The following is a 21,581-nucleotide window of genomic DNA, read 5'->3' as shown; positions in this document are numbered from 1 at the left end:
GACTACAAGCTCCAGTAGAGAAATCCGCTCTGCTCATACATGTGTCTGTCATATATCCCCTTGATATCAAACATAATCTTCGGCTGTGTATGGCTATATAGCTGCTGCACCTGGTTGAAGCTCATTGCTCTAAAAGATTCGTGGGCTACAGCTACCACTGCGATGTTTAAATCTACTAGATGCGCAGGATCGGAAAGCTCCACGCCGTATTCCTGATAGGCAGTAGCCGCATCGACATAAGGATCGGCTACCAATGGGGTAATCCCATATTCGCTTAGCTCATTCAGAATATCCATCACCTTGGAATTGCGGATATCACTGCAATTCTCTTTGAAAGCAAGTCCGAAAATGCCGATGCGCGTATTTCTCAAATCCATCTGCTGCTTCACCATCATCTTGATGATATTCTGGGCGATGTACTTGCCCATACCGTCGTTAATCTGCCGTCCAGCCAAAATAATTCGCGAATGATAACCGCTGTCCTCCGCTTTGTAAGTCAAATAATAAGGGTCTATACTGATACAATGGCCGCCGACCAGACCCGGACGGAACGGAAGGAAATTCCACTTGGTCCCTGCAGCTCTGAGAACGGCATTCGTATCGATATCCATCTCATGAAACAGCATGGACAGCTCATTCATGAAGGCAATATTAATATCCCGCTGTGCATTCTCGATGACCTTAGCTGCCTCGGCTACCTTGATGCTCTCGGCACGGTGAACCCCGGCCTCGACGATCAGCTCATATAGGCTGGCGACGGTCTCCAGCGCCTCCTCATCATTGCCAGATACAATCTTCACAATATTCTCCAGCCGGTGGACTTGGTCTCCCGGATTAATTCGCTCCGGTGAATACCCCACCATAAAATCCCTTCCACACGTAAGTCCCGAAACTTCCTCGAGAATAGGTATGCATACCTCTTCCGTTACGCCGGGATATACCGTAGATTCATAGACTACGAGCGAGCCTGGTGTCAGCCGCTCGGCTACAAGCCGGCTCGCCTTCTGTACTGCCTCCAGATCAGGAACGTTCCCGCTCTTGACGGGTGTTGGTACGGCAACAATATAGCAGCGTACCCCAGCAAGCTGGTCCCTATCTGACGTAAAGTCTACGCCGCAATGCCGTACGGCTTCATCCCCGATATCACCAGTCAGGTCGATTCCATCCTGATAGGCTTTTATTTTTTGACGATTCACATCAAATCCAATAACATTCAACTTTCTGGCAAAAGCAGCCGCAATAGGCAGCCCGACATAACCAAGTCCAATCACTGCGAGCTTCTCGTTCCCAGCAGCCAGTTCCTCAAACAATCCCATTATTTTACCTCATCACTGTTTATCCATGTTTTGTTCTGTTCCATTAAATCTACCAAGCTGACAAATGTATACCCTTTGGCTCGCAGCTGATCAATAATCCTTGGAAGAGCTTCAACAGAGTGAATACCATCCAGGATGTGAAGCAAAATAATGCTGCCATTTTCCGTTTGGTCCATAACCATATTCACAATGTCGTCTGCAGAATGGGATACGTCCCAATCCATTGCTGTCACATCGTACATCGCAATGTGCTCATATCCTGTCGCAGCAATCACCTTGGCACTCTGAGCGTCGATCGCTCCCGTAGGCGGCCTGAAGAGCATCAACGGCTGCTGTTGGATTGCCTCCGTCAACACCTCATGAGCTTTCACAATTTCCTCCTGCAATTCCTCTGCTGTCAGCGAGGTAACAACCGGATGCGTATACGTATGATTCGCAACATCATGTCCCTCTTCAATGATTGCACGAGCCAGATTGGGATTATCTACTACGCCTCTGGCTCGCAGAAAAAAGGTAGCATGTACTTTTTTCTCGGCCAGGATATCAAGAAATTGGGTTACTGTCTTATCGGTGGCCCAGTCATCCAGTGTCAGAGCCACCTGCTTCTTGTCGGTCTTGACCTTATATATCAGCTCGTATTCGGCGTTCTCATAATCCGGATTGATCTTAGCTGCATCATAGCCGGGTATTTCCTCAAGCGGCTTACGGACTCCGCCATTCTCTGCCAGTTCTCTAAGTGGAATTAACTTATAGCCGATATCCTCCGCGGCTGCCGCAATATACTTAATCGATTCAACAATCTCAGGATTGATATCGGTATTTAAAGTAATAATCCCGCCCCGATGAATATAACGCTCTACATATTCACCAATCTCCTCTGCGCTCTTCATATCCCGATCCTTCGGATTAATGCTGTAGCTTACCACTGCCTTCATCCCCAGATGAGCTGCAGCCAGGGCGAGATCTTCAGGAATATCTCCGGATCTGGTACGGACGTAAACGGGCTCAGCACCCGTATGCTCCTTAATCACCTCATTCGCGAGCTTAACCACCTGATAGATATCGTTGTAATTCATATCGGTGATATCTAGCTGATTCAGCAGATTATTCTCAATTTCATGTCCCCTGTCCAATATCGCCTGAGCAATATCCGGCTCCTCTGCGACCCTCATGCCGGGCAGGAAAAAAGTAGCCTTAATCTTGTACTTGTCCAGCTCATCCAGCAGGCGATCCATCGTCTCCTTGTCACCCATTCCGTTAAAGGTCAGTGAGAGCTCTCTGCGTCCTGTATATACATAGGGAATCTCCTGACTCTTCTCTCCTTCATAACGCTGCACGACCGGATCCGGATTTACATTTGGATCGTTCGTGATTGTGTCCTTCTTCGCAGTGCTGCATCCTGTCAGCAGAACCAGCAGGGACAGAATGATCAGTCCTGCCTGCCTGTAATATGTAGCTGTGCTTGGCATCTTGCTATGCTCCTTTTCATTATTCGACACACTTGTCTAGCATGCAAAAAAATACAATGACCCACTTACATTTCCATGAAATTCTATTCTTCTATTAACCAGACTTGAAGACCCAAGCTCACTTGCTAACTAAGCATATTGGATTAACAATTTTCTAAAAAATGTCACTACTTCAGAACTATTATAAAGCAAAAACACGCACAATATATTAACAATTTTGCGATTTTTGGACATAAAAACAGTGGATTCATCATTATTTTTGTCACCTGTAATATATTAACATTTCAATATTAATATAATTAGTCCTTTATTTTAATATTGCGATGATGTTCGTTCTATACAGTAGGCATATTCTGATCTCAATGGATGGACAACAGGGAGGACTAGAGATGATGGTAGATCAAATTTTGAGAGAAGTACTTGATAGAAGATCTCAGGAAATTGTGGAGATTTGTGAAAGGGAGCATCTCGAGCTATATAAGCTTTTTAGCGAAACACTGGAAAATATGAGGCAGCACATGCCCGAGCATTTATATCATAAAACAGGACAGCTGGAGGATCTCTTTCTTCATAGCAATATTCAGCTGATCAAGACTGCGCATAAGCTTGGTTATGATGATGCACAGTCGCTCAAACAATGGAATGAGCATCTTGATACTACTGCCATATAAAAATAGCCGATACACGTGATATGGAAGCTTAGCAGACCAACGGATATTGTGGGTGCTCCTCTCGAAGTGCTCCGTTCGATATGATATGATGATTACCATTGAAACGCATATAGACGGGACAGGTGAAATTATGGAGCATTTAATCAGGCCGGAGGTTCAGAGCATTGAAGTATCCGGTATTCGAAAAATGGCCAACAAGGTCAGTCAATATGAAGATGTATTGTCACTTACGCTCGGGCAGCCGGATTTTCCAACGCCACAGCATATTCTGGAGGCAGCCAAGCAAGCCATCGACAGTGGGGAGACGGTGTACACGCCGAATGCGGGAACACTCAAGCTGCGTACAGCAGCGGCCGAGTTCATGACGCAGAAGTACGGACTTACATATGATCCTGCGGATGAGATCATCGTGACCACAGGCGCCAGTGAGGCGATTGATGTGACTTTTCGGACGATTCTTACGGAAGGCTGCGAGGTACTCCTTCCAGGCCCGATCTATCCGGGGTATGAACCCATTATTCGCATGTGTGGTGCACAGCCGGTGCATATCGATACGACCGGCAGCGGCTTTAAGCTGACGGCCGATTTGATTCGTCAGCATTTGACTGAGCGTACTCGCTGTATCGTGCTGGCCTCCCCTTCCAATCCGACGGGCTGTACACTGAGCTCCGGGGAGCTTAACGAGATTGCAGATCTGGTTCGGGAACGTGAGCTGTTCGTCCTGTCAGATGAAATCTACAGTGAGCTTGTATTTGACGGGACGCACACCTCCATTGCAGCTCTGCCTGGGATGCGTGAGAAGACCATTGTGATCAACGGCTTGTCCAAGTCACACTCCATGACCGGATGGCGCATCGGCCTGCTGTTCGCTCCGGCTTACCTGGCACGCCATATTGTGAAAGTGCATCAGTATAATGTCACATGCGCGAGCTCTGTCAGCCAAGCGGCGGCGGTTGAAGCGCTGACGGCCGGCATAGATGACGCACTGCCAATGCGAGAGGAGTACGCACGACGCCGTGATTATGCCTATGAGCGGCTGGTCAATGCAGGCTTTGAGGTCACACAGCCAAACGGGGCCTTCTACATCTTCCCATCTGTGGCTAAGTTTGGACTTGATTCCACCACGTTCGCTCATCGTCTGCTTGAAGAGAAACGGGTGGCGGTCGTGCCGGGCGCCGCGTTTGCCCCCTTCGGCGACGACTATATTCGCATCTCCTACGCCTGCTCTATGGAGGTGCTTCATGAGGCGCTGGATCGCATCGAGTCGTTCGTACAAGGACTGTCCAGCTAAACTCGGATGAATGCTACAAAAAAACTGCTTTTGCGCATGAGCGCAGAAGCAGTTTTTGGTCTGGAGACCTTCCTTAAGAAGAACGATGGCGCAAATAGTTAGATACAACGTTAATAGCCACGCCGATCGCTTCCTCCTGTGGCTCGAGCTTTGCATGATGCAGTCCATAGGGCGTGTCGACCCCAAGCCAAAACATCAACCCAGGAATATCACGGAGAAAATATCCGAAATCTTCGCCCGTCATGGCTTCCGTGCATTCAATCAGTTCCACGCCTTCAACATGTTGAACGAAGTTCATAAATCGCTCAGCTTCTTCTTCATGGTTGTACACCTGATAATAATTGGAGCCGTAATCCAGCTCGGTCTTACAGTTAAAGCCGGCCTCTACGCCTGTCAGCAGCGCTTCAATCCGGGCTTTTACATCCGCCATTGAATCGGCTGACAAGGACCGAATTGTGCCTTCCAGACGAACCCGTTCTGCAATAATGTTCTGTTTGGTTCCGCCTGTAATTTTGCCAAGTGTCACAACTACGGAATCCAATGGATCGACATTGCGCGAGACGATAGACTGCATCTGCATGACCAGACTCGACGTCGCAACGATCATATCGATGGCCCGATGCGGATAAGCGGCATGACCGCCTATACCTGTCAGATCAATAAACAGCTCTGATGTGTTCGCGAACAGAATGCCTGGCTTAGTCGCAATCGTTCCTACCGGGTATTCGGGAGCAATATGCAGCCCCATCATGAAATCAGGCTTCCACGCCTTGAATTCCTCGCTGCTAAGCATGGGTAAAGCGCCGCCCGGCCCCTCTTCCGCTGGCTGGAACACGAACAGAACATCATCATTAATTGGCTCTCTCACGATTTCTGTGAGTACCCCAAGACCGATAGCCATATGCAGATCATGTCCACAAGCATGCATGTAACCCGGATGCGTTGACCGGAATTCATAGCTCGTCTCTTCATCGATCGGCAGCCCGTCCATATCCGCCCGGTATCCCAAGCACCGCTCACCAATTAAACCCTTCACTCGAACCAAAATACCCGTACGCCAGGTTTTGACCTCCAGCCGCTCCTGCGGCAGTCCGCCGATGTATTCCAGCAGCAAAGCCTGTGTCTTGAACTCTTCAAAGCCTGGCTCCGGAATCTGGTGAAGCCTCCGTCTTATCTCTACAAACTCGCTCATTCGATCACTCCTCAAGTCACTCGTTAAGCCTTATCGTATCAAGTTATATGCGCCTGCTAACTCAAGCTCTGGCTTAAGCCGCCCATAAACAAACACGCGCCACTGTTGATGGCGCGCGCTTGGATTAATTTAAACTTGCTTATTTCAGGTTACGAAGACCTTCAATAATTGTAGTCTTGGACTTGGTCTTGTCGTCAACCATTTTGATTACACGAGCTGGAATACCCGCAACGACTGCGTTCTCCGGCACATCTTCAATCACGACTGCACCCGCAGCGATTACAGCGCCTTTGCCCACGCGCACACCTTCGAGAACAACAACGTTTGCACCGATGACAACATCATCCTCAATGACAACCGGTTGTGCAGAAGGAGGCTCGATAACGCCAGCGAGTACCGCACCTGCGCCAACGTGGCACATCTTGCCGACTTGAACGCGTCCGCCAAGCGTTGCATTCATATCAATCATCGTACCTTCACCGATCGAGACGCCGATATTGATAACCGCACCCATCATGATAACGGCATTGTTGCCGATCTCTACTTTGTCACGAATAATCGCGCCAGGCTCAATACGTGCATTGATTCCTTTCAGGTCAAGCATCGGAATTGCAGAGTTACGACGATCATGCTCCACCTCGTAAGACTCAATTCCTTTGTCGTTCGCAAGCAGCTCTTGCACTTCTGCCCAATCGCCAAACAGCACGCCGCCGTCACCATAATCAAATACTTTAACGCCTTCTACTGGAGAAGTGATTTTACCGTTGAAGTACACCTTTACAGGCGTAACCTTTTTGCTATCTTTGATGTAATTAATGACTTCCATTGTTTTATCCATGGCTGGTATGTTTTTCTCCTTTTTCTTCAAGCTTATTTTCCTTGCGAACATTGTAGCATACGCGCTCGAACAGAGTCTACTTTTCACACGGCAGGTCTCGACCACACATTCGCTTAAAGCTTACTTCTCGGACTATATCCACCTGGTGTATGTACTATTGAAGTGGCAATGTCAAAAAGTAAGAATAAAATTCGTTATCGATAACATATCCGTGCTTCTCATAAAGCGTCCGTGCTGCCTTATTATCCGGCGCTGTAGATAATGCGATTCCTTTTGCCTGTGTTGTCGTCGCAAACTCCCGTACCTGCTGCAGCAGTAAGTCCGCAACTCCTTCTCTGCGATGTGCTTCCATTACATATAGATCATTAAGGACCCATGATCGCTGCATAGAGATAGATGAGAAGGTAGGATAGAGCTGAGCAAACCCAGCGGCTTGTCCATCAGAAACAGCACGTGCGATAAATATTACCGATTCTGCATGATTAAAGCGGTTGAACAAAAACGACCTGGCTCCCTCAAGATTGGATGATTGCCCATAGAACACACGATAAGAATCAAATAGTGGAACCAAATCATCTAAATCATGAATTGTTGCCTGGACGGCAGAATACTTCATTGTCATTTTAAGAAAGGCCCCTTTTCTAAAGAATAAATCTATAACAGCAGCCCTCTGTTCACTTTACTTCGTTAATGGAGCGCATTATCAAATTATATCTGGCTTTTCAATTTTCATCCATGAATCTTTTTCTATAATTAAATTACCCGAATCACGAACCAGAACAGGCCAAACAGCATGATCCCCCCGGATATCACGGCATTGCTGTACGTATAGACTTTCTTGAATCTTCTCAGCCACAGGAGCAGCGGAATAACCACGGCCAATACTGACAGCTGACCGATCTCCACGCCGACATTGAACGAAATCAGTGCAAGCACAATGGAATCCACAGGCGATTCCTGCAGCACCTGGGCAAACCCGAATCCATGGATCAGACCAAACAGCAGCGCAATGAGCCAGCGCCGATTCACTTGCTTACGGAAGATGTTCTCTACAGCTACATAGGCAATACTGAGTGCAATAAACGGCTCCACGAAGCTCGATGGCAGACGTACTATATCCAGTGCAGCCAGTGCAATGGTCAAGCTGTGCCCGACGGTGAAAGCCGTCAGAACCTTTACATAGTCCCAGGGACGCAGCTTAGCCAACACGAGTGCAAGGATAAACAGCAGATGGTCAATCCCGAACCAGATATGCTGGACTCCGATCACCAAGTAGTTCCAAGCCGTGACGGCCCAGCCCGGCAGTTCAACCGTCGTGCTGCTGCTTCCTTCAGCTGTAATTTCACCGGCAGCCACCTGCTGTCCGTTGGTAAATACAATATCCTTCGAGGCCTCACCCATTCGAATTGCAGCAAAATTCTGATGATTGGCGTCCATATCAAAGAAAAAATTATAGTTAATTGAATAATCATCCGCCGCTTCTGCAAAATCATATCCGAGCAGCATATGCAGATAGCCGGTGTCATTTCGTTCCACAATCCTGATATCATCAATGGTTGCAAGCTCGGCAGCCTGGCCTTCTCCTTCTACAATTAAGGATTCCTCAATCAAGGATCTGAGCTCGTCCTGTGTCCATGCAACCTCGCCCTCGGGAGGCTGATTACCTCCACCCAGTATGAACACCCCGCCAGATCGGACATCCATCCACTGGGCTACCTCCTGCAGATCAAGCTCTATTTCGTATATCAATCCGCCCTGCTCCACCTGGATGTTGGAATATCCCAACGTATTCATGTGTGCACTTGCCGGTTGAGCAAAAATAGAGGATGTCATTACAAAAATGATGAGGGCCGCAAGCCACTTGGTGTATCCTCGCAAATCGATGCAGGGCAAGCTTCTGCGCAAGCTCGAAGCACCCGATTCTTCCTCTGTCCTGCCGCATTGACCATATAATTGCATGCCATATCCTCCTGTAGCGATCTCTTGTACCTCAAATGCAATCAATATAGCATCCTATGTTTATCCGATGATGAAATTATTGTTTAATAATGTAAAATATTCATCTCTTAAAAATAGAAAGGGAGAAAGCCCTTCCTGCAGGCCTTCTCCCTAACCGTGTTATTGCATTTGCTCCAGCATCAGAGCGAGAACCTTCGCTGTCTCAGAACGCAATGCCATGCCTTTAGGATCAAAGCTGTTGTTTCCTTTACCTGCAATGAATCCCAATGCCGTTGCCTTCTTGACCGCTTCCTTGGCCCAATCGCTGATCTGATTGTCATCGGAATAGGCCGTTCCGTTTCCGGTCTCGAGCTCCTTGCCGCTCATATTCTCCAGTGCACGCACAATCATGACAACCATTTCTTCCCGGCTGATCGAATTGCCTGGTTCGAATTGGTCTGCACTTGTACCATAAACAATGCCCGCCTCATAAGCTGCTTGTACAGCTTCTGCATACCAGCTTCCAGCCTTAACATCGCTGAAGGTATCCGAGCCTGTGGATGCTGTAAGACCGAATGCTCTTGCCAGCAGCGTTACGAATTCGGCTCTTGTAGTCGATTTTGCAGCGCCAAATGTGGTGTCGTTAATACCGTTTGCGATACCTTGGAAGCTGAGCAGTTGTACATAAGGATGAGCCCAATGTCCCTCGGTGACGTCAGTATAGAGCTTGTTAAATTCCAGTACGACATACGTACCCGCCTCTTCTACTGATGCTGTATAGCTTCCGTCTGCATAACTTCCGCCAACCCATGTTACTGTACCGTCTTCCGCAATCTGATAAATACCGGACAGAGCAGTATTCTTCACGTTATCGGCCGTAAGCTTAATCGTTACCGAAGCATCCAGCGGCTCCGCTGTGCCATTCACACCGCGTTTGCCAATCTCCACCTTAGCTGGATTGCCGACCACCTTAAAGCTTGCTTTTTGTTCCCTGCTGTAATCTCGGACTGCTCCGTCCACAGCCTCTTCCAAAGCTGCTTCTGTAGAAACATACAGTTGTTCATTCGCACCAAGCTCACCAGCCAATGCAGCTCGTTCTTCTGCACTCAAGGTGATCACGGCACCGTCTGCAAGCGTAATCGTCAAGCTCCGGTTTCCGATACGAGTAAGCGCTGCTGAGGTTAAGATCAAGCCTCTCGTATCGTCCTCTGCTCTCAGGCTTACACTGTCACCATCTGCTGAGATATCTTCTGCCTTGATTGCAGTCCACCCGCTGTCCGTTGATGTACCATTGCCAGAGCCATTGCTATTGTTATTACCAGTACCATTACCGCCGGTACCATTACCGTTTCCGGTACCATTACCGTTTCCGTTACCATCACCATTTCCGTTTCCGTTTCCGTTTCCGTCACCGTCTCCATTGCCATTTCCATTTCCACCGCTGCCCGTGGAGAATTTCCAGATTGGCGAGAGTGTCGAGCTGCCGGATGGATCCGTTGCTTTGGCATACCAGAAATAATTTTGATTCGCGTCTAGTGAAGACCAGGTCGTGCTCGCCCTGCTTCCACTTTCTACGGCTTGCTGTGCCCCGATCTCGTTAGTGCTATAGAGATTCACTCCGATATAATCCGTTGCTACCCGCTTGAGAGGATCCTGTGTCTCAAAAGGAATGTAGAAATCGTCGGAACCGTCCTCAAAATAATTCCAGTCATCGAGATAAGGTGAGTATGTCTTCACATGAATTTGTTCTTCCGCTGGATCGAATTCCAGGAATCGCATGTATCCTGAACCACCCATAGGTCCGGATTGATAATCGGCCAGCATTTCTACGACAACGCGCCCGTCTTCCAAATGCTTGACGTTATAGCCTACGCCATGAATATGACCGCAAAGGACCATTTTCACATTCGGATTCTTCGCTACAATTTCATCCCAGATCATTTGACCTTGACCGGAGTACGCCCCGGAAGGAGAAATATATTCATGCGTTCCGATAATAGCGTAGCGGTCCGGATATTTCTTCAGCACTTCATTCGCCCACTCCACTGTATCCTCCTGGATGCTCCAGCCCAGATACAAAATGATGAAATCCTGACCGTTGGCAGATACAAGATCATAGTGATCGCGGTTGTTGTTCAAATCATCTCCGTAAGTCGGCTGGCTCTCAAACCGATCACGTCCAAAATATTTCCAGTACTCCGTATAATCGGCAGCATTAAAATTGACATCATGATTCCCTGCAACGACACCATATGGAAGACCGGCTTCCTCAATAATCTTAAAGCTCTCATCGGCTATTGCCCATTCGTCCGGTCGATACCAGTCGTCCACAATATCACCGGTATGAATGAGATAACGGATATCCATCTCTTCCTTCATATCAGCGATATACTGCATCTGTGACCGGAAAATATCCGGATAGGAATCTGCGTAGTACTGCGTATCTGTAGAGAAGGCAAAGGTGAATTTGCCATCACCGTCCGGATCTTCGGAAGTGGAGGCATCTTCAGCTACAATCAAGTCCTGAATTAGCACTTGAATCGTCTCGTCTCTTACCATGTCCGCAGCGTTTACGGCAGCTCTCAGTTCGAAGTCTTCGGCACCTACGCCTCTGGCTGCAGCTTCCCATTTGCCCGTGTTATAGTTCCACGTATACATGGTCACCTGACGGCCTTCAACCGAGTGTCCCTGCCACACAACTTCAACGGATTCAATTCCACTTGCATCTTCGTCCAGCTTGAATTCATAGCGCTGGTAAGGGAACAGGCCACTCGCATCTGTAACGTAATATTCCCCGTCCTGCTTCGCAACGAGCGCTTCTGCTTCCGCTGTAAATCCTTCCTCACCTTCTGGATTCAGTTCAATTGGCGGCTCACGGTCAACGGCATTGGAATAGGCTTCAATATCCGACTGCTCGTTGTAATCATAACGATAGCCTTGACCAAAGGACACGTCCACTGCATCTCCATTCGGATCACTTGCAGTTACGCTGAGCACTGCATCACGGCTCACACCTGCTGCACCATCTGCTGGAGTCGGATCCTCAGGAGCGTTCGGTGCCGTTTCATCCGTAGTAAACACACCTTTACGAGTTACCGTATTTCCTGCCGCATCCGTTGCCACTACTTCAAAAATATGCTCGCCCACAGTGAGTTCTGAAGCCTGAACCATCGTTGGCAACTCTACTGCTGATCCGTCAAGGGTAGCCTTAACCGAAGCGACACCGGATACAGCGTCCTCAATAACCGCATTCAGCTCAAATTCACCAGTATACAGCTCGCCGTCTTCAATAGAGAAGCTCTCAAATACAGGCGCGTTATTGTCAACAACAGCGGTTACCTCAGCCGAGTTACCCGAACCTGAGGACAATGTAAACAGATGATCTCCATCCGTTAGTGCTGTTGTGTCTACCTCCGCGTAGATGCTGTGGAATACATCTGCCGGTATGTTAAATGTAATCTCGATATATTCGACATATCCACCGCTATCACCAATCTTGTGGCGGTCAGCGGGATCGATATCGGTAAAGCTGTCTGCATTTAATGTCTTGGCACGTGCTGAAGTCCAATCGGCTGAAGTGCCGTCTGGCAGCAGCAGCTCCACTCCTTCAATTCGATAGTCATCGTTGTTGTTCGATGTACCGAACTCCAGCGGGCTCTCTTTCGTTCCGGCCGTAATTTTGATCGTATTTTCTCCTGGCTGCAGAACGTGCTGCGGAATATCAACATACTTTTGCTGATAGTAAGTACTCACTGGCAATAGCGTAACCAGCTCATCATTGATGAATAAACCATTCTGGAAGCCGCTGTTTATATCGTCAACCCGATAGGTTAGTGTTGGCGCTGTATGCATCGCCGGACTAGTGATGAGCTCATTTCCATCGACCGAGAGGGTCAACGTCTCGCCTGCAGCTTCCGCATTGCCCTGAACAACAGCTGTTCCACTTAAAAATTCGACATTTGCAAAATCAATCCACAACGGTCCATAATTCACAAAACCGAGGCTGTAGTTGTCAGACTGGACGATATTTTGCCCATCCGTTGCTTCAAAGTAATAATCAACATGCGCTGCGCCAAGCAGCAGTGCCTTGTTCACTTCAGCGGACATAAATACATCCGAGCCTTCCGCTGTGCGCTTCATATTAACTTCCGTGTAATCCGTATCCATATCCCGTTTGAAGAACAAGGATACCCGTTTTGCCATTTGATCATCGGTCACCGTTGCTTCAAATGTCAGCGAGCCAAAAGGCGTATCTTCTACTTGCTCTTCATGAATGATGACCGGCTGGTTCGTATCATCTGCTACTTCGACAAGCTGTTCAGGCACCTGTGCCTCAATAAGCTGGCCTGGTGTAGCTGTCATGCGTGCAGAACGCTTCACCATTTTGGTAGAACCGTCCTTAGGATATTCATATACGACACTCGTACCGTCGTTCTCTACCTCATCAACACCGACGTTGAACCAGGCTTGTACGATTGGATTGCGGGCATGGTCGACGGCATAATGCGAATCCTCGGCAAGAATGATCCGGCCTTCATTCGTATTGTTCATACCGATGGAGTAGATCGACATGACCCGATCCTCTGGCAGGTTGACGCCCCAGTGGCTGTTAAAGCTGCTGACCGGCTCGTCCTTGCTTAGATCAGACTGTACCCAGATGACAGCCGTTTCTCCAGCCGGAAGCTCCAGGTTATGCGGCAAATCCCAAGCATCCGTTCCGCCATGATAATAGACATAAACAACCTGGTAATCTTTCAAATTCACAGTTTGCGTCGAATTGTTGTACACCTCAATGTACTCATACATATCGCTTCCCGTACTGTCTGGCACGAGCTCTGTAATTAGCAGCTCTGGAACTACTGAGGAGATGGACTCGAGCACTTTGATTTCGTAAGGCTCGTTCTTCACATCCTTTTTCACAGTAATATGAACTCCGTCCGATGCTTCGAAATAATAGTATAGACGGCTTGCGCCTGTCAGTACTTCTGCCGAAACAACAGCTTCGTATGAATTTCCTGTTTGCTGAGTCATCGCCACAGAAGTGAAGTCTGACATCACATCTGTCTTATAATAGAGCTTCGCTTCTGATACGACGGTATTATCCGTGATCTGAGCGGAGATTGTATAGTCCTCCATCCCGATACTGCCTGCCCCGCGAGTGTGTTCAATAACTGGAGGCAGATAATCATCTGGGAGTGTAACCGTTGTTAAAGGCTTCTGTTCATCCAGTACATAGCCTGGTGTCGGGGTTACTTTTACGCCCCATTTAACCATATCCTCGCTTACATAATTCGGTAAGTACGTAACCGAGGTATCCGTCAAATTATCAGGCGCTGGATTATCTGGAGTTGCATTGTCGTTATAAGCCGCGGATACAACCTTCTGTCCTGATTTGGTTACAACGTTAACCATTCTTGAAGATGTATTCGCAAGGCTGCTGTCCCCTCTGAGATTAACGAGGTCTGCTTCCTCAATCTTTTGATCGCCTGTCAGCTTGTAAGCAGCGTTGAATTTGTCCGCCGTGCCGTTCGCATCCGTCGGCTCCATCCGCAGCACCAATGCTCTGCCGGGCTCCATCTGAACGTTGTCAGTGAACTGCCAAGTATATTGGGTAACACCGCTTAGATCTGTGTAATCAATGTAGTAATCCTGCAGGGAAATGATTTGATCACTGTTGTTGTACAGCTCAATATATTCCCATGCAGGGACGTCAGCACCATTAATATTGGGTCCATTGAACACCATTTCCGTAATCAGCAAATATGGAGGCTCTCCATCAAGCTCGACTTGAAGCCCATAAGTCGCATCTGCCTCTAACGGACTCCGCGAAGTACCATATTCATTTTGAATCGTGAAATAATATTGAATTTGCTGTGCGCTTGCCATCGCCTTAGCCGGAATAACACCTGCTACGGAATAATTCCCTTCGGCGCCCTCTGTAATGGTCATCTCCACACTGCTGTACAAGGTCTCATAGTCTGCCTTGTAATACAGCTTGGCAGCAATCACACCCGTATCACTTGTCACCTCAGCTTCAATGGATACGTCCTGAGGATTCGTGGTCGTCACCGATGGCTCGTAGCTGATGTGAGGCAGCTGTTCAGGGTCATCTACCTGCGGAAGGGGGACTTGCCCTTCCAGAATGGTTCCCGGTGTCGGGATCTGCTTGGTTGCCAGCCTGTCCATCAGAGCGCCGCTTACCGGATATTTATAGACGACACTGGTCTTGTCACCGTTATCTGTCACATCCTTCGGACCGATGACAGCATCGTTATATCTTGCAGATGATACGATCCGGTCATCACTCGTCTTCTTGATGTTAGCCGTGTAGGTTCCTGTATTGACTAGATTGCCTGAGGGTTGATTCATGATTAGTATCTGATCCTGGGTAAGGGATACTCCGTATTCGCTGTTGACGAGCGTGAGGCTGCCATTTTTTCTGAGCAGCACTACCGTTTTCCATGGCTGCAATTCCTGATCGCCTAAGGTCCAGTTATATACGGTTGTACCATTATAGTTCTCGTAGGATACATAGTAGTCTGATAAATTAATCGTTTCGGTGCTGTTGTTGTAGACCTCAATATATTCCGAGTATTCATCATTCGGAGCGTTAAACACGATCTCGGTGATCAGCAGCTCCGGAATTTCCCGGTCAATAGTAAGCCCATATCTCTCTGTGCGGCTCAGCCCTTCTTCATTGCGGGCCGTTATGTAATAATCTATGCTGCCTGAATAGCCAATAGAGGTAAGTCTAATCGTTCCTGAGAGGCTGTAATTTCCTGCTTCTCCTGTGTCCACAGACATTTCAACAGCTGTATAAGTTATTGCTGAGCGGTCTTTAAAATACAGCGTAGCCGATTCCAGAGGGGTTGGACTGTGTACGGAAGAGGTGATCACAACATCCTGCAGAGGCATCGTGCCGGCAGATTGATGGCTGATCACCGGAAGCAGAGACGGATTCTCTGCTGATGGATCCGGCACTTGACCATCCAGCAGCGTTCCTGGTGTCGGGATGCCGAAGCTAAACCATTTTTCCATCACAGCGCTGTTCGTATTAAATTTATAAACCACGCTTGTCTTATCCTGATCTTCACCGTTCTCCGAGCTGTTCACTGCTGCATCGTTGTAACGAACCGATGATAAGGTCTCGTTATCTGCAACCGTCTTAATTGAGGCGGTGTACGTACCTGTGTTCACCAGGTTGCCGCTAGGCTGGGTCATGATTGCAATCTGGTGCTCGGCCAGCGAAACACCGTAGTCACTGTTCACTTGCGATAGACTGCTGTTCTTGCTGAGCAAGACTATCGTCTCCCATGCTTCTGCTTCCTGATCTGGAAGCGTCCAATCCCGAACCGTGCTTCCATCATGATTCTCGTAATGCACATAATAGTCGGATAAATTAATGCGCTGTGGGCTGTTATTGTAAACTTCAATATATTCGGATACCTCTCCAGAGCCCGGAGCATTAAATACAATCTCCGTAATCAGAAGACTCGGCGTCTCTCCTACAGGTGGCTGCTCAATCAATAGCTCATATACCGTCCCGTCTTCAGCCGGACTCCGAGTTGTTCCGTTCTCGCTTGTAACCTCAAAATAATAATTCACCATTTCAGCATCGTGCATGACAGACTCCGGAATAATCCCGGATAATTCCGTGTATCCCTGAGCGGGATTGCCGATGTTCATTGGCGCAGCTTCGAATGTTTCATCATTACTACCCTTATAGTATAGTGTGCCTGTAGTAATCGCAGTTTCACTATATACAGACAATGTAACCGACATGTCCATAGGTACGGTTGACTCCGCTTGCTGCTCATAAATAACCACCGGTGCTGCACCAGCGGCTTCAGTTGGAGCTTCAACTGGAGTCTCAGCAGGTGTTTCGGCTGGAGCTTCAGCAGGAGTCTTGGCAGGTGCTTCAGCTGGAGTCTCGGCAGGTGCTTCAGCTGGAGTCTCGGCAGGTGCTTCGCCTGGAACATCAGCAGGAGTATCGGCAGGTACTTCGCCTGAGGTCTCAGCAAGGGCTTCAGCATATGCTGACTGTACGCCAAGCCATGGCACCGCTCCTCCAGCCGTGCCTGTCACAACCAATACGGCTGTCATACATACGGCTGTCCATCGCTTCATTTGGTTCAAACTAAACATTCCCTCATCTTCATCTCCTCATATTGTATAATGATGAACCTTTTAAAGGGTATCCGAAGAGGAAAGAACACGACAATGGACATTTGATTGGAACCTATGCATTTTTTTAGCTATTTACCGCGAAAAAGCATGAAATGAATAAAATGCAAAAATTCTGAAATATCGACACTAAATTTCTTAACATTCCGATTACATTACATACACATTTATGAAACAATTCTCTATTAGTATTTTGTAAGATACAGCTTGTTTTCGGGGGAGGTTCATTGAGATGAGAATGAGGTGGGACGGCAAATCCATAATGACCATGACGACGATATTTGCACTTATTGCTATCCTGTACCTGTTCACCACCTCCCTGCTGAATAGAGCAGTTACTAATGAAGCGATAAAAGAACACTTATTCCAGTTGGAGCATACCGCCGAACGGCTGAGTGCCTCGCAATCGTCATCGTCACATATAGATATTCCTTATCAGCTTACAGAAGCAGCCCGTCAGGGATTTCTTCCTGAACACCTGATCGTGCTCGCTGCAGATGGGAAGGAGCTGTACCGTTCAGACACAGCAGCACGCTTCCTGCCCCTCCCTTCATTTCAGCCTGGCCAAAATACAGCCCAGATGAATAACCAATACTATTTTTATAAAGACACAATAAATGGATTGAAATGGATAAGTACCGTAGGTAATACGGAAGTAGAACGGTCATCCCTCTTTCTAAATACGATCTTAGCCGTTTTGTACTTTTTACTCGCTATCTGCATCTCAGGGCTGTTCCTGTTCTACACGCAGATTCGCACTCCGATCAAAGCGATCGGACAAGCATTAGCCAGTCATGTTTCAATGAACAATACAGATTCCCGGCTTCACCTCCATTCTGCCGCACTTGAAGTGACCCGCCTATCAAAAGAACGCGACCATTATATGAAGTGGACTGCCAAGATCATGCCTTCCATCATCACCTTAGATCATATCAATGAAATCAAGCATCTCAATCCTGATTTAGAACGAGCAGGACTGCATCCCTCTATCAGCAGCACTGTTATGGTTCTGTATGATTTCCTTCCGGATATGGGTGCAGAAGCAGATGACTCAATAGGCAAATCTTCATACAGCGATACCATGCACCGTTTGATCCTTACGATGCGCGAATTCGCCGAAGCATGTGGACCATCTACCCATACGTTTCAGATCGAACCAATGCACGTCATCTCGATGTTCTATAACATAGACCGGGACATCCTTATTGCCAATCTAGAAGAACAAATTCCTGCATGGGAGCAAGAGCTGCTTCATAGCGGGAAACTGCAAATCGCTGTCAGTGATTCGTATCCTGAACCATGTCAGCTCAGCGGGATCTATGAGCAGACCATGCGCTGGATTGAGCAAGCCTCTACATCTCGGCAGATTCAGCTGATCACGAGGCCTGACGAAGGACAGTTAACCGATCCACTTCTGCCAGAGCAGCAATCAACGGTTCTTATTCAAGCCTCAGATGAGAGAAACGAGGTGAGCGAACCAACGGTCGGAATTAAAGACACGCTTGCCATATATGTGCTTGATATCATTCAGCAGAAGTATCACCAGGACCTGTCACTTAACTATCTGTCTGATCTGCTCAATATGTCCAGTACTTACTTATCAACCTATATCAAAGAAAAAACCGGTAGTACCTTCAGCGAGCATCTGCATCGTGTCCGAGTGGAAAAAGCACAGGAGTTGTTAATAACGACCGGCATGACAATCAACCGGATTGCCGCTCAGGTGGGATATGTCAATTTTTCCTCCTTCAATCGAATGTTCAAGAAGGAAACCGGCATGACACCAGGCCAATACCGTAAACAAGAAATTATACATATTCATAAAAGCGTTTGAATCTAATCCATCACTCATTAAAGTAAGGTAAGGTATTCTGAAGTGGGGTCGTTTATGAAAATATTACCTAAGTCTCTTTCGACATAAGGCGACAAATTTTTCGACTCTGAGAAGGTATGATGTATACGAGAATGTTAATTTCTGATTGATATGAAAAACCGATGAAGAACCCCTAAGCAATAACGAACTTAGACTAATGACATCAACTGGAGGGCTTAGCGATGGTAGAACAAATGATGAAGGATGCATTTGAAAAAAGATCACAGGATATTGTAGAGATCTGCGAGAAGGAACACAATAACCTTTATATGCTTTTCCGCGAGACTCTGGAAGCGATTAACAATCAAACTCCCGACCAATTGGACAACAGCCTCGGATTACTGGAGGATCTCTTTTTGCAGAGCAACACCCGTGTAATGAAGACCGCATACAAAATCGGATTCAAAGATGCTCAAGCGATAAATAAAGAGTTCATTAACTTTCAAGGATAATCCCATCCCCTAAGTGAAGAACGGACTTCACTACGGCCCATATTCCTGCATTGGAGTTTGGGCTGTTTTGTTATGTCATGCTTGATTCTATATTTCATTTCTTTATACCTCGTTGTATATTTATGCATTATTAATTATAATAATTCATTATACACATGAAAGGATTAAGGATATGAATAATACATATATTGAAGAGCTCTCTCTGAATCATTGGCCGTCCTTATCCACCCTTCTCTACGGCGGCTGGCTGCTGCGCTTTGCGAACGGCTTCACGAAGCGGGCAAACTCCATTCATCCCCTATATCATTCAACGGGTGAAACACTCCACAAAATCACAGAATGCGAGAAGCTATATGCAGCTAATGGTCTCCCTGCTGTTTTTAAAATCACACCTTTTATTCATCCTGCAGAGCTGGATTCCACATTAGATCAAGAACCCGAAGAGGATTCATATCCTTATATGACAATGAACAAGTGGTTGCCTGCGGACTTGGCGTTGTGGAGAGAGAATACATCGGCTGTATGATATTGTGACGGATGCCAGATATCGCAATCGCGGCTTCGGTCAACAGATGATATTAAATCTTCTGAGTTGGGGTAAGGATCATGGGGCACGGTTCAGCTATTTGGCAGTCATTGCGAACAACGCACCTGCACTAAGACTCTATTCCAAGATCGGTTATACGGAGAATTATAAGTATTGGTACCGGGTGAGAGCCTTGACCACATCCTGACTGAAGACTAAAAGGCATGAACTCGATCCATGCCTTACAGACTTCATATTCGTAGGGGTCTGACTTCAAAAGACTAAGTACGCTCTTCCGTGAGGTAAGTCTTAACTGACGGAGCCGTGTAGTCTGCGAACTGCTGAAGAAGACCTTCCGGGGTGTGATCAGTAAGAACCATCGAGCGATATTTCGGCTGCATGAATTGCTCACGCTCCATCACATCGAACATAGACACCAGCGAATTGAAATAACCATTGATATTCAGCAACCCGCATGGCTTTTGGTGTAAACCAAGCTGTCCCCAAGTAAATATTTCAAAATATTCCTCCATCGTTCCGGGTCCACCCGGAAGAGCAATAAATCCGTCCGCCAATTCAGCCATCTTGGCTTTACGCTCATGCATGGAATCTACCATAATGAGCTCGGTTAATCCCTTATGTGCAATTTCACGAGCTTGCAGAAAATGAGGCAATACACCAATTACACGTCCGCCATGTTCCAAGACCGCATCAGCAACGGCTCCCATCAGACCTACATTAGATCCGCCGTAAATCAGAGTGATCTGTTGCTCGGCCAACACCTTACCCAGCTGTGCAGCACTTTCTTTGTATATCGAAGAGCTTCCTTCATTGGAGCCACAGAATACAGCGATTGATTTCATTATCCCACTCTCCATTCCTATTATTTAGATACGTAACGGGCTTGAAGCTACTCTTTATGCACTTCTTATTGAGCAAACATTTCCTTAAAAATTTTATCATACCCGCGATCCCCAATCCATGCACAATCACCATCTGAATGCTGAGAAACATGCCAAAAACCTAGAGCTCCCTCTTAGGAGGTGTACTCTAGGTTTTTATTATTTTGCGATATCAAATTAATGCGCTGTATATCCTCCGTCCACAAGAAGGGTCGTACCATTAACGAAGCTGGCATCTTCACTGGCCAGGAACAAGACGGCTTTGGCAACCTCTTCCGGTCTTCCAAGTCTGCCCTGCGGATGAAGTGAGGCCAAATATTGTTTTGTCTCCGCATCCACTTCTTTTAGCAGAGGCGTTTCAATGTATCCGGGACATACAGCATTAATGCGGATCCCCTCCTTGGCATAGGCCGTGCATAGATTTTGAGTTAACAGCTTAACTCCGCCTTTGGCAGAGGAATAAGCTGTTGGATTAGGGAGAGACACAAAGCTGTGAATAGATCCTGCGTTCACGATCGCTCCTCCGCCGCCTTGTTTAAGAAACTGCTCAATCGCATATTTATCGGATAGAAAGACGCCTGACAAGTTAATATCAATGGTACGCTTCCATTTCTCGTAAGACAGCTCATGAGCAGGCGCATCGTCTGCCACACCCGCGTTGGCATACATAATATCCAGCCTGCCATACTTCTCCACCGTTTGGTTGATCATGTTCTGAATGTCTTCTTCCTTTGTTACATCCGTCTTCACGAAGAGCGTATCATACCCGCTCGCATTCAATTCAGCAGATAATTCCCCGCCTCGCTCCGAGAAATCTGCGATGACCACTTTCGCCCCTTCTTCTACAAAAAGACGCACGGTCGCTTCACCAATTCCACTCGCACCACCTGTAATAATCGCTGCTTTATCCTTCAGCTTCATAAGGGTCT

General features: G+C 47.3%; 15 protein-coding genes. 6 read left to right on the top strand and 9 right to left on the bottom strand.

The annotated features are described in order from the left end of the window. Nucleotides 1-2: 2 nt before the first annotated feature. Both TCA2_RS17245 and TCA2_RS17240 read right to left on the bottom strand, forming a co-directional pair. Nucleotides 3-1,316, bottom strand: a complete 1,314-nt coding sequence (locus TCA2_RS17245; protein WP_047912848.1) for a nucleotide sugar dehydrogenase — start codon at nucleotides 1,314-1,316, stop codon at nucleotides 3-5. Next, the gene (locus TCA2_RS17240; protein WP_047912847.1) at nucleotides 1,316-2,785 is read right to left on the bottom strand and encodes a polysaccharide deacetylase family protein; all 1,470 of its coding nucleotides are present in this window, start codon (nucleotides 2,783-2,785) and stop codon (nucleotides 1,316-1,318) included. Before TCA2_RS17240 ends, TCA2_RS17245 begins: the two co-directional genes overlap by 1 nt. 389 nt (nucleotides 2,786-3,174) lie before the next feature. Between TCA2_RS17240 and TCA2_RS17235 the strand changes: the two genes are divergently transcribed. Further along, nucleotides 3,175-3,456, top strand: a complete 282-nt coding sequence (locus TCA2_RS17235) for a hypothetical protein (RefSeq protein ID WP_047912846.1) — start codon at nucleotides 3,175-3,177, stop codon at nucleotides 3,454-3,456. 130 nt (nucleotides 3,457-3,586) lie between these two features. Continuing rightward, the gene (locus tag TCA2_RS17230) at nucleotides 3,587-4,747 is read left to right on the top strand and encodes an aminotransferase A (RefSeq protein WP_047912951.1); all 1,161 of its coding nucleotides are present in this window, start codon (nucleotides 3,587-3,589) and stop codon (nucleotides 4,745-4,747) included. Nucleotides 4,748-4,820: 73 nt separating this feature from the next. Here the strand turns inward: TCA2_RS17230 and TCA2_RS17225 are convergent, their stop codons facing one another. From TCA2_RS17225 to TCA2_RS17205, 5 genes are all read right to left on the bottom strand, one after another. Beyond that, the gene (locus TCA2_RS17225) at nucleotides 4,821-5,939 is read right to left on the bottom strand and encodes an N-acetyldiaminopimelate deacetylase (RefSeq protein WP_047912845.1); all 1,119 of its coding nucleotides are present in this window, start codon (nucleotides 5,937-5,939) and stop codon (nucleotides 4,821-4,823) included. 139 nt (nucleotides 5,940-6,078) lie between these two features. Then, nucleotides 6,079-6,777 (bottom strand): 2,3,4,5-tetrahydropyridine-2,6-dicarboxylate N-acetyltransferase, encoded by a 699-nt coding sequence (dapD, locus tag TCA2_RS17220; RefSeq protein WP_047912844.1) that lies wholly within the window; start codon nucleotides 6,775-6,777, stop codon nucleotides 6,079-6,081. 154 nt (nucleotides 6,778-6,931) lie between these two features. Beyond that, the gene (locus TCA2_RS17215; protein ID WP_152557779.1) at nucleotides 6,932-7,399 is read right to left on the bottom strand and encodes an N-acetyltransferase; all 468 of its coding nucleotides are present in this window, start codon (nucleotides 7,397-7,399) and stop codon (nucleotides 6,932-6,934) included. Between the two features lie 131 nt (nucleotides 7,400-7,530). Continuing rightward, entirely contained in the window at nucleotides 7,531-8,736 is a 1,206-nt protein-coding gene (locus TCA2_RS26255; RefSeq protein ID WP_052512121.1) for a HupE/UreJ family protein, read from the bottom strand. Nucleotides 8,737-8,895: 159 nt separating this feature from the next. Continuing rightward, on the bottom strand, nucleotides 8,896-16,860 hold the full coding sequence (locus TCA2_RS17205; protein ID WP_047912843.1) for a lamin tail domain-containing protein: 7,965 nt from the start codon (nucleotides 16,858-16,860) through the stop codon (nucleotides 8,896-8,898). A gap of 271 nt (nucleotides 16,861-17,131) precedes the next feature. Here TCA2_RS17205 and TCA2_RS17200 point away from each other — a divergent pair, with 271 nt between their 5' ends. The 4 genes from TCA2_RS17200 to TCA2_RS28050 all read left to right on the top strand — a co-directional run bounded on the left by TCA2_RS17200 (nucleotide 17,132) and on the right by TCA2_RS28050 (nucleotide 19,958). Next, nucleotides 17,132-18,733 (top strand): AraC family transcriptional regulator, encoded by a 1,602-nt coding sequence (locus TCA2_RS17200; RefSeq protein WP_047912842.1) that lies wholly within the window; start codon nucleotides 17,132-17,134, stop codon nucleotides 18,731-18,733. Nucleotides 18,734-18,954: 221 nt separating this feature from the next. Next, a complete protein-coding gene (locus TCA2_RS17195; RefSeq protein ID WP_047912841.1) occupies nucleotides 18,955-19,224 on the top strand; it encodes a hypothetical protein in 270 nt (89 codons plus the stop codon). Nucleotides 19,225-19,396: 172 nt separating this feature from the next. Then, on the top strand, nucleotides 19,397-19,750 hold the full coding sequence (locus TCA2_RS28055; protein WP_052512119.1) for a hypothetical protein: 354 nt from the start codon (nucleotides 19,397-19,399) through the stop codon (nucleotides 19,748-19,750). Nucleotides 19,751-19,754: 4 nt separating this feature from the next. Continuing rightward, nucleotides 19,755-19,958, top strand: coding sequence for an N-acetyltransferase (locus tag TCA2_RS28050; protein WP_052512117.1), 204 nt, complete (start codon nucleotides 19,755-19,757; stop codon nucleotides 19,956-19,958). A 73-nt stretch (nucleotides 19,959-20,031) separates the two neighbouring features. Here TCA2_RS28050 and TCA2_RS17185 read toward each other — a convergent pair whose 3' ends face one another. Continuing rightward, nucleotides 20,032-20,613, bottom strand: a complete 582-nt coding sequence (locus TCA2_RS17185; protein ID WP_047912840.1) for a TIGR00730 family Rossman fold protein — start codon at nucleotides 20,611-20,613, stop codon at nucleotides 20,032-20,034. A gap of 216 nt (nucleotides 20,614-20,829) precedes the next feature. Beyond that, nucleotides 20,830-21,573 (bottom strand): SDR family NAD(P)-dependent oxidoreductase, encoded by a 744-nt coding sequence (locus tag TCA2_RS17180; protein WP_047912839.1) that lies wholly within the window; start codon nucleotides 21,571-21,573, stop codon nucleotides 20,830-20,832. Nucleotides 21,574-21,581 lie beyond the last annotated feature (8 nt).

It is taken from the genome of Paenibacillus sp. TCA20 (assembly GCF_000732325.1).
Taxonomy (GTDB): Bacteria; Bacillota; Bacilli; order Paenibacillales; family Paenibacillaceae; genus Paenibacillus; species Paenibacillus urinalis.
This window is presented reverse-complemented; position numbering and strand designations above follow the sequence as displayed.

What these genes read in the sequence shown, in the direction of transcription:
- TCA2_RS17245 (WP_047912848.1), bottom strand. Translation starts at nt 1,316, where the DNA reads ATGGGATTGTTTGAGGAACTGGCTGCTGGGAACGAGAAGCTCGCAGTG.
- TCA2_RS17240 (WP_047912847.1), bottom strand. Translation starts at nt 2,785, where the DNA reads ATGCCAAGCACAGCTACATATTACAGGCAGGCAGGACTGATCATTCTG.
- TCA2_RS17235 (WP_047912846.1), top strand. Translation starts at nt 3,175, where the DNA reads ATGATGGTAGATCAAATTTTGAGAGAAGTACTTGATAGAAGATCTCAG.
- TCA2_RS17230 (WP_047912951.1), top strand. Translation starts at nt 3,587, where the DNA reads ATGGAGCATTTAATCAGGCCGGAGGTTCAGAGCATTGAAGTATCCGGT.
- TCA2_RS17225 (WP_047912845.1), bottom strand. Translation starts at nt 5,939, where the DNA reads ATGAGCGAGTTTGTAGAGATAAGACGGAGGCTTCACCAGATTCCGGAG.
- dapD (WP_047912844.1), bottom strand. Translation starts at nt 6,777, where the DNA reads ATGGATAAAACAATGGAAGTCATTAATTACATCAAAGATAGCAAAAAG.
- TCA2_RS17215 (WP_152557779.1), bottom strand. Translation starts at nt 7,399, where the DNA reads ATGACAATGAAGTATTCTGCCGTCCAGGCAACAATTCATGATTTAGAT.
- TCA2_RS26255 (WP_052512121.1), bottom strand. Translation starts at nt 8,736, where the DNA reads ATGCAATTATATGGTCAATGCGGCAGGACAGAGGAAGAATCGGGTGCT.
- TCA2_RS17205 (WP_047912843.1), bottom strand. Translation starts at nt 16,860, where the DNA reads ATGTTTAGTTTGAACCAAATGAAGCGATGGACAGCCGTATGTATGACA.
- TCA2_RS17200 (WP_047912842.1), top strand. Translation starts at nt 17,132, where the DNA reads ATGAGAATGAGGTGGGACGGCAAATCCATAATGACCATGACGACGATA.
- TCA2_RS17195 (WP_047912841.1), top strand. Translation starts at nt 18,955, where the DNA reads ATGGTAGAACAAATGATGAAGGATGCATTTGAAAAAAGATCACAGGAT.
- TCA2_RS28055 (WP_052512119.1), top strand. Translation starts at nt 19,397, where the DNA reads ATGAATAATACATATATTGAAGAGCTCTCTCTGAATCATTGGCCGTCC.
- TCA2_RS17185 (WP_047912840.1), bottom strand. Translation starts at nt 20,613, where the DNA reads ATGAAATCAATCGCTGTATTCTGTGGCTCCAATGAAGGAAGCTCTTCG.
- TCA2_RS17180 (WP_047912839.1), bottom strand. Translation starts at nt 21,573, where the DNA reads ATGAAGCTGAAGGATAAAGCAGCGATTATTACAGGTGGTGCGAGTGGA.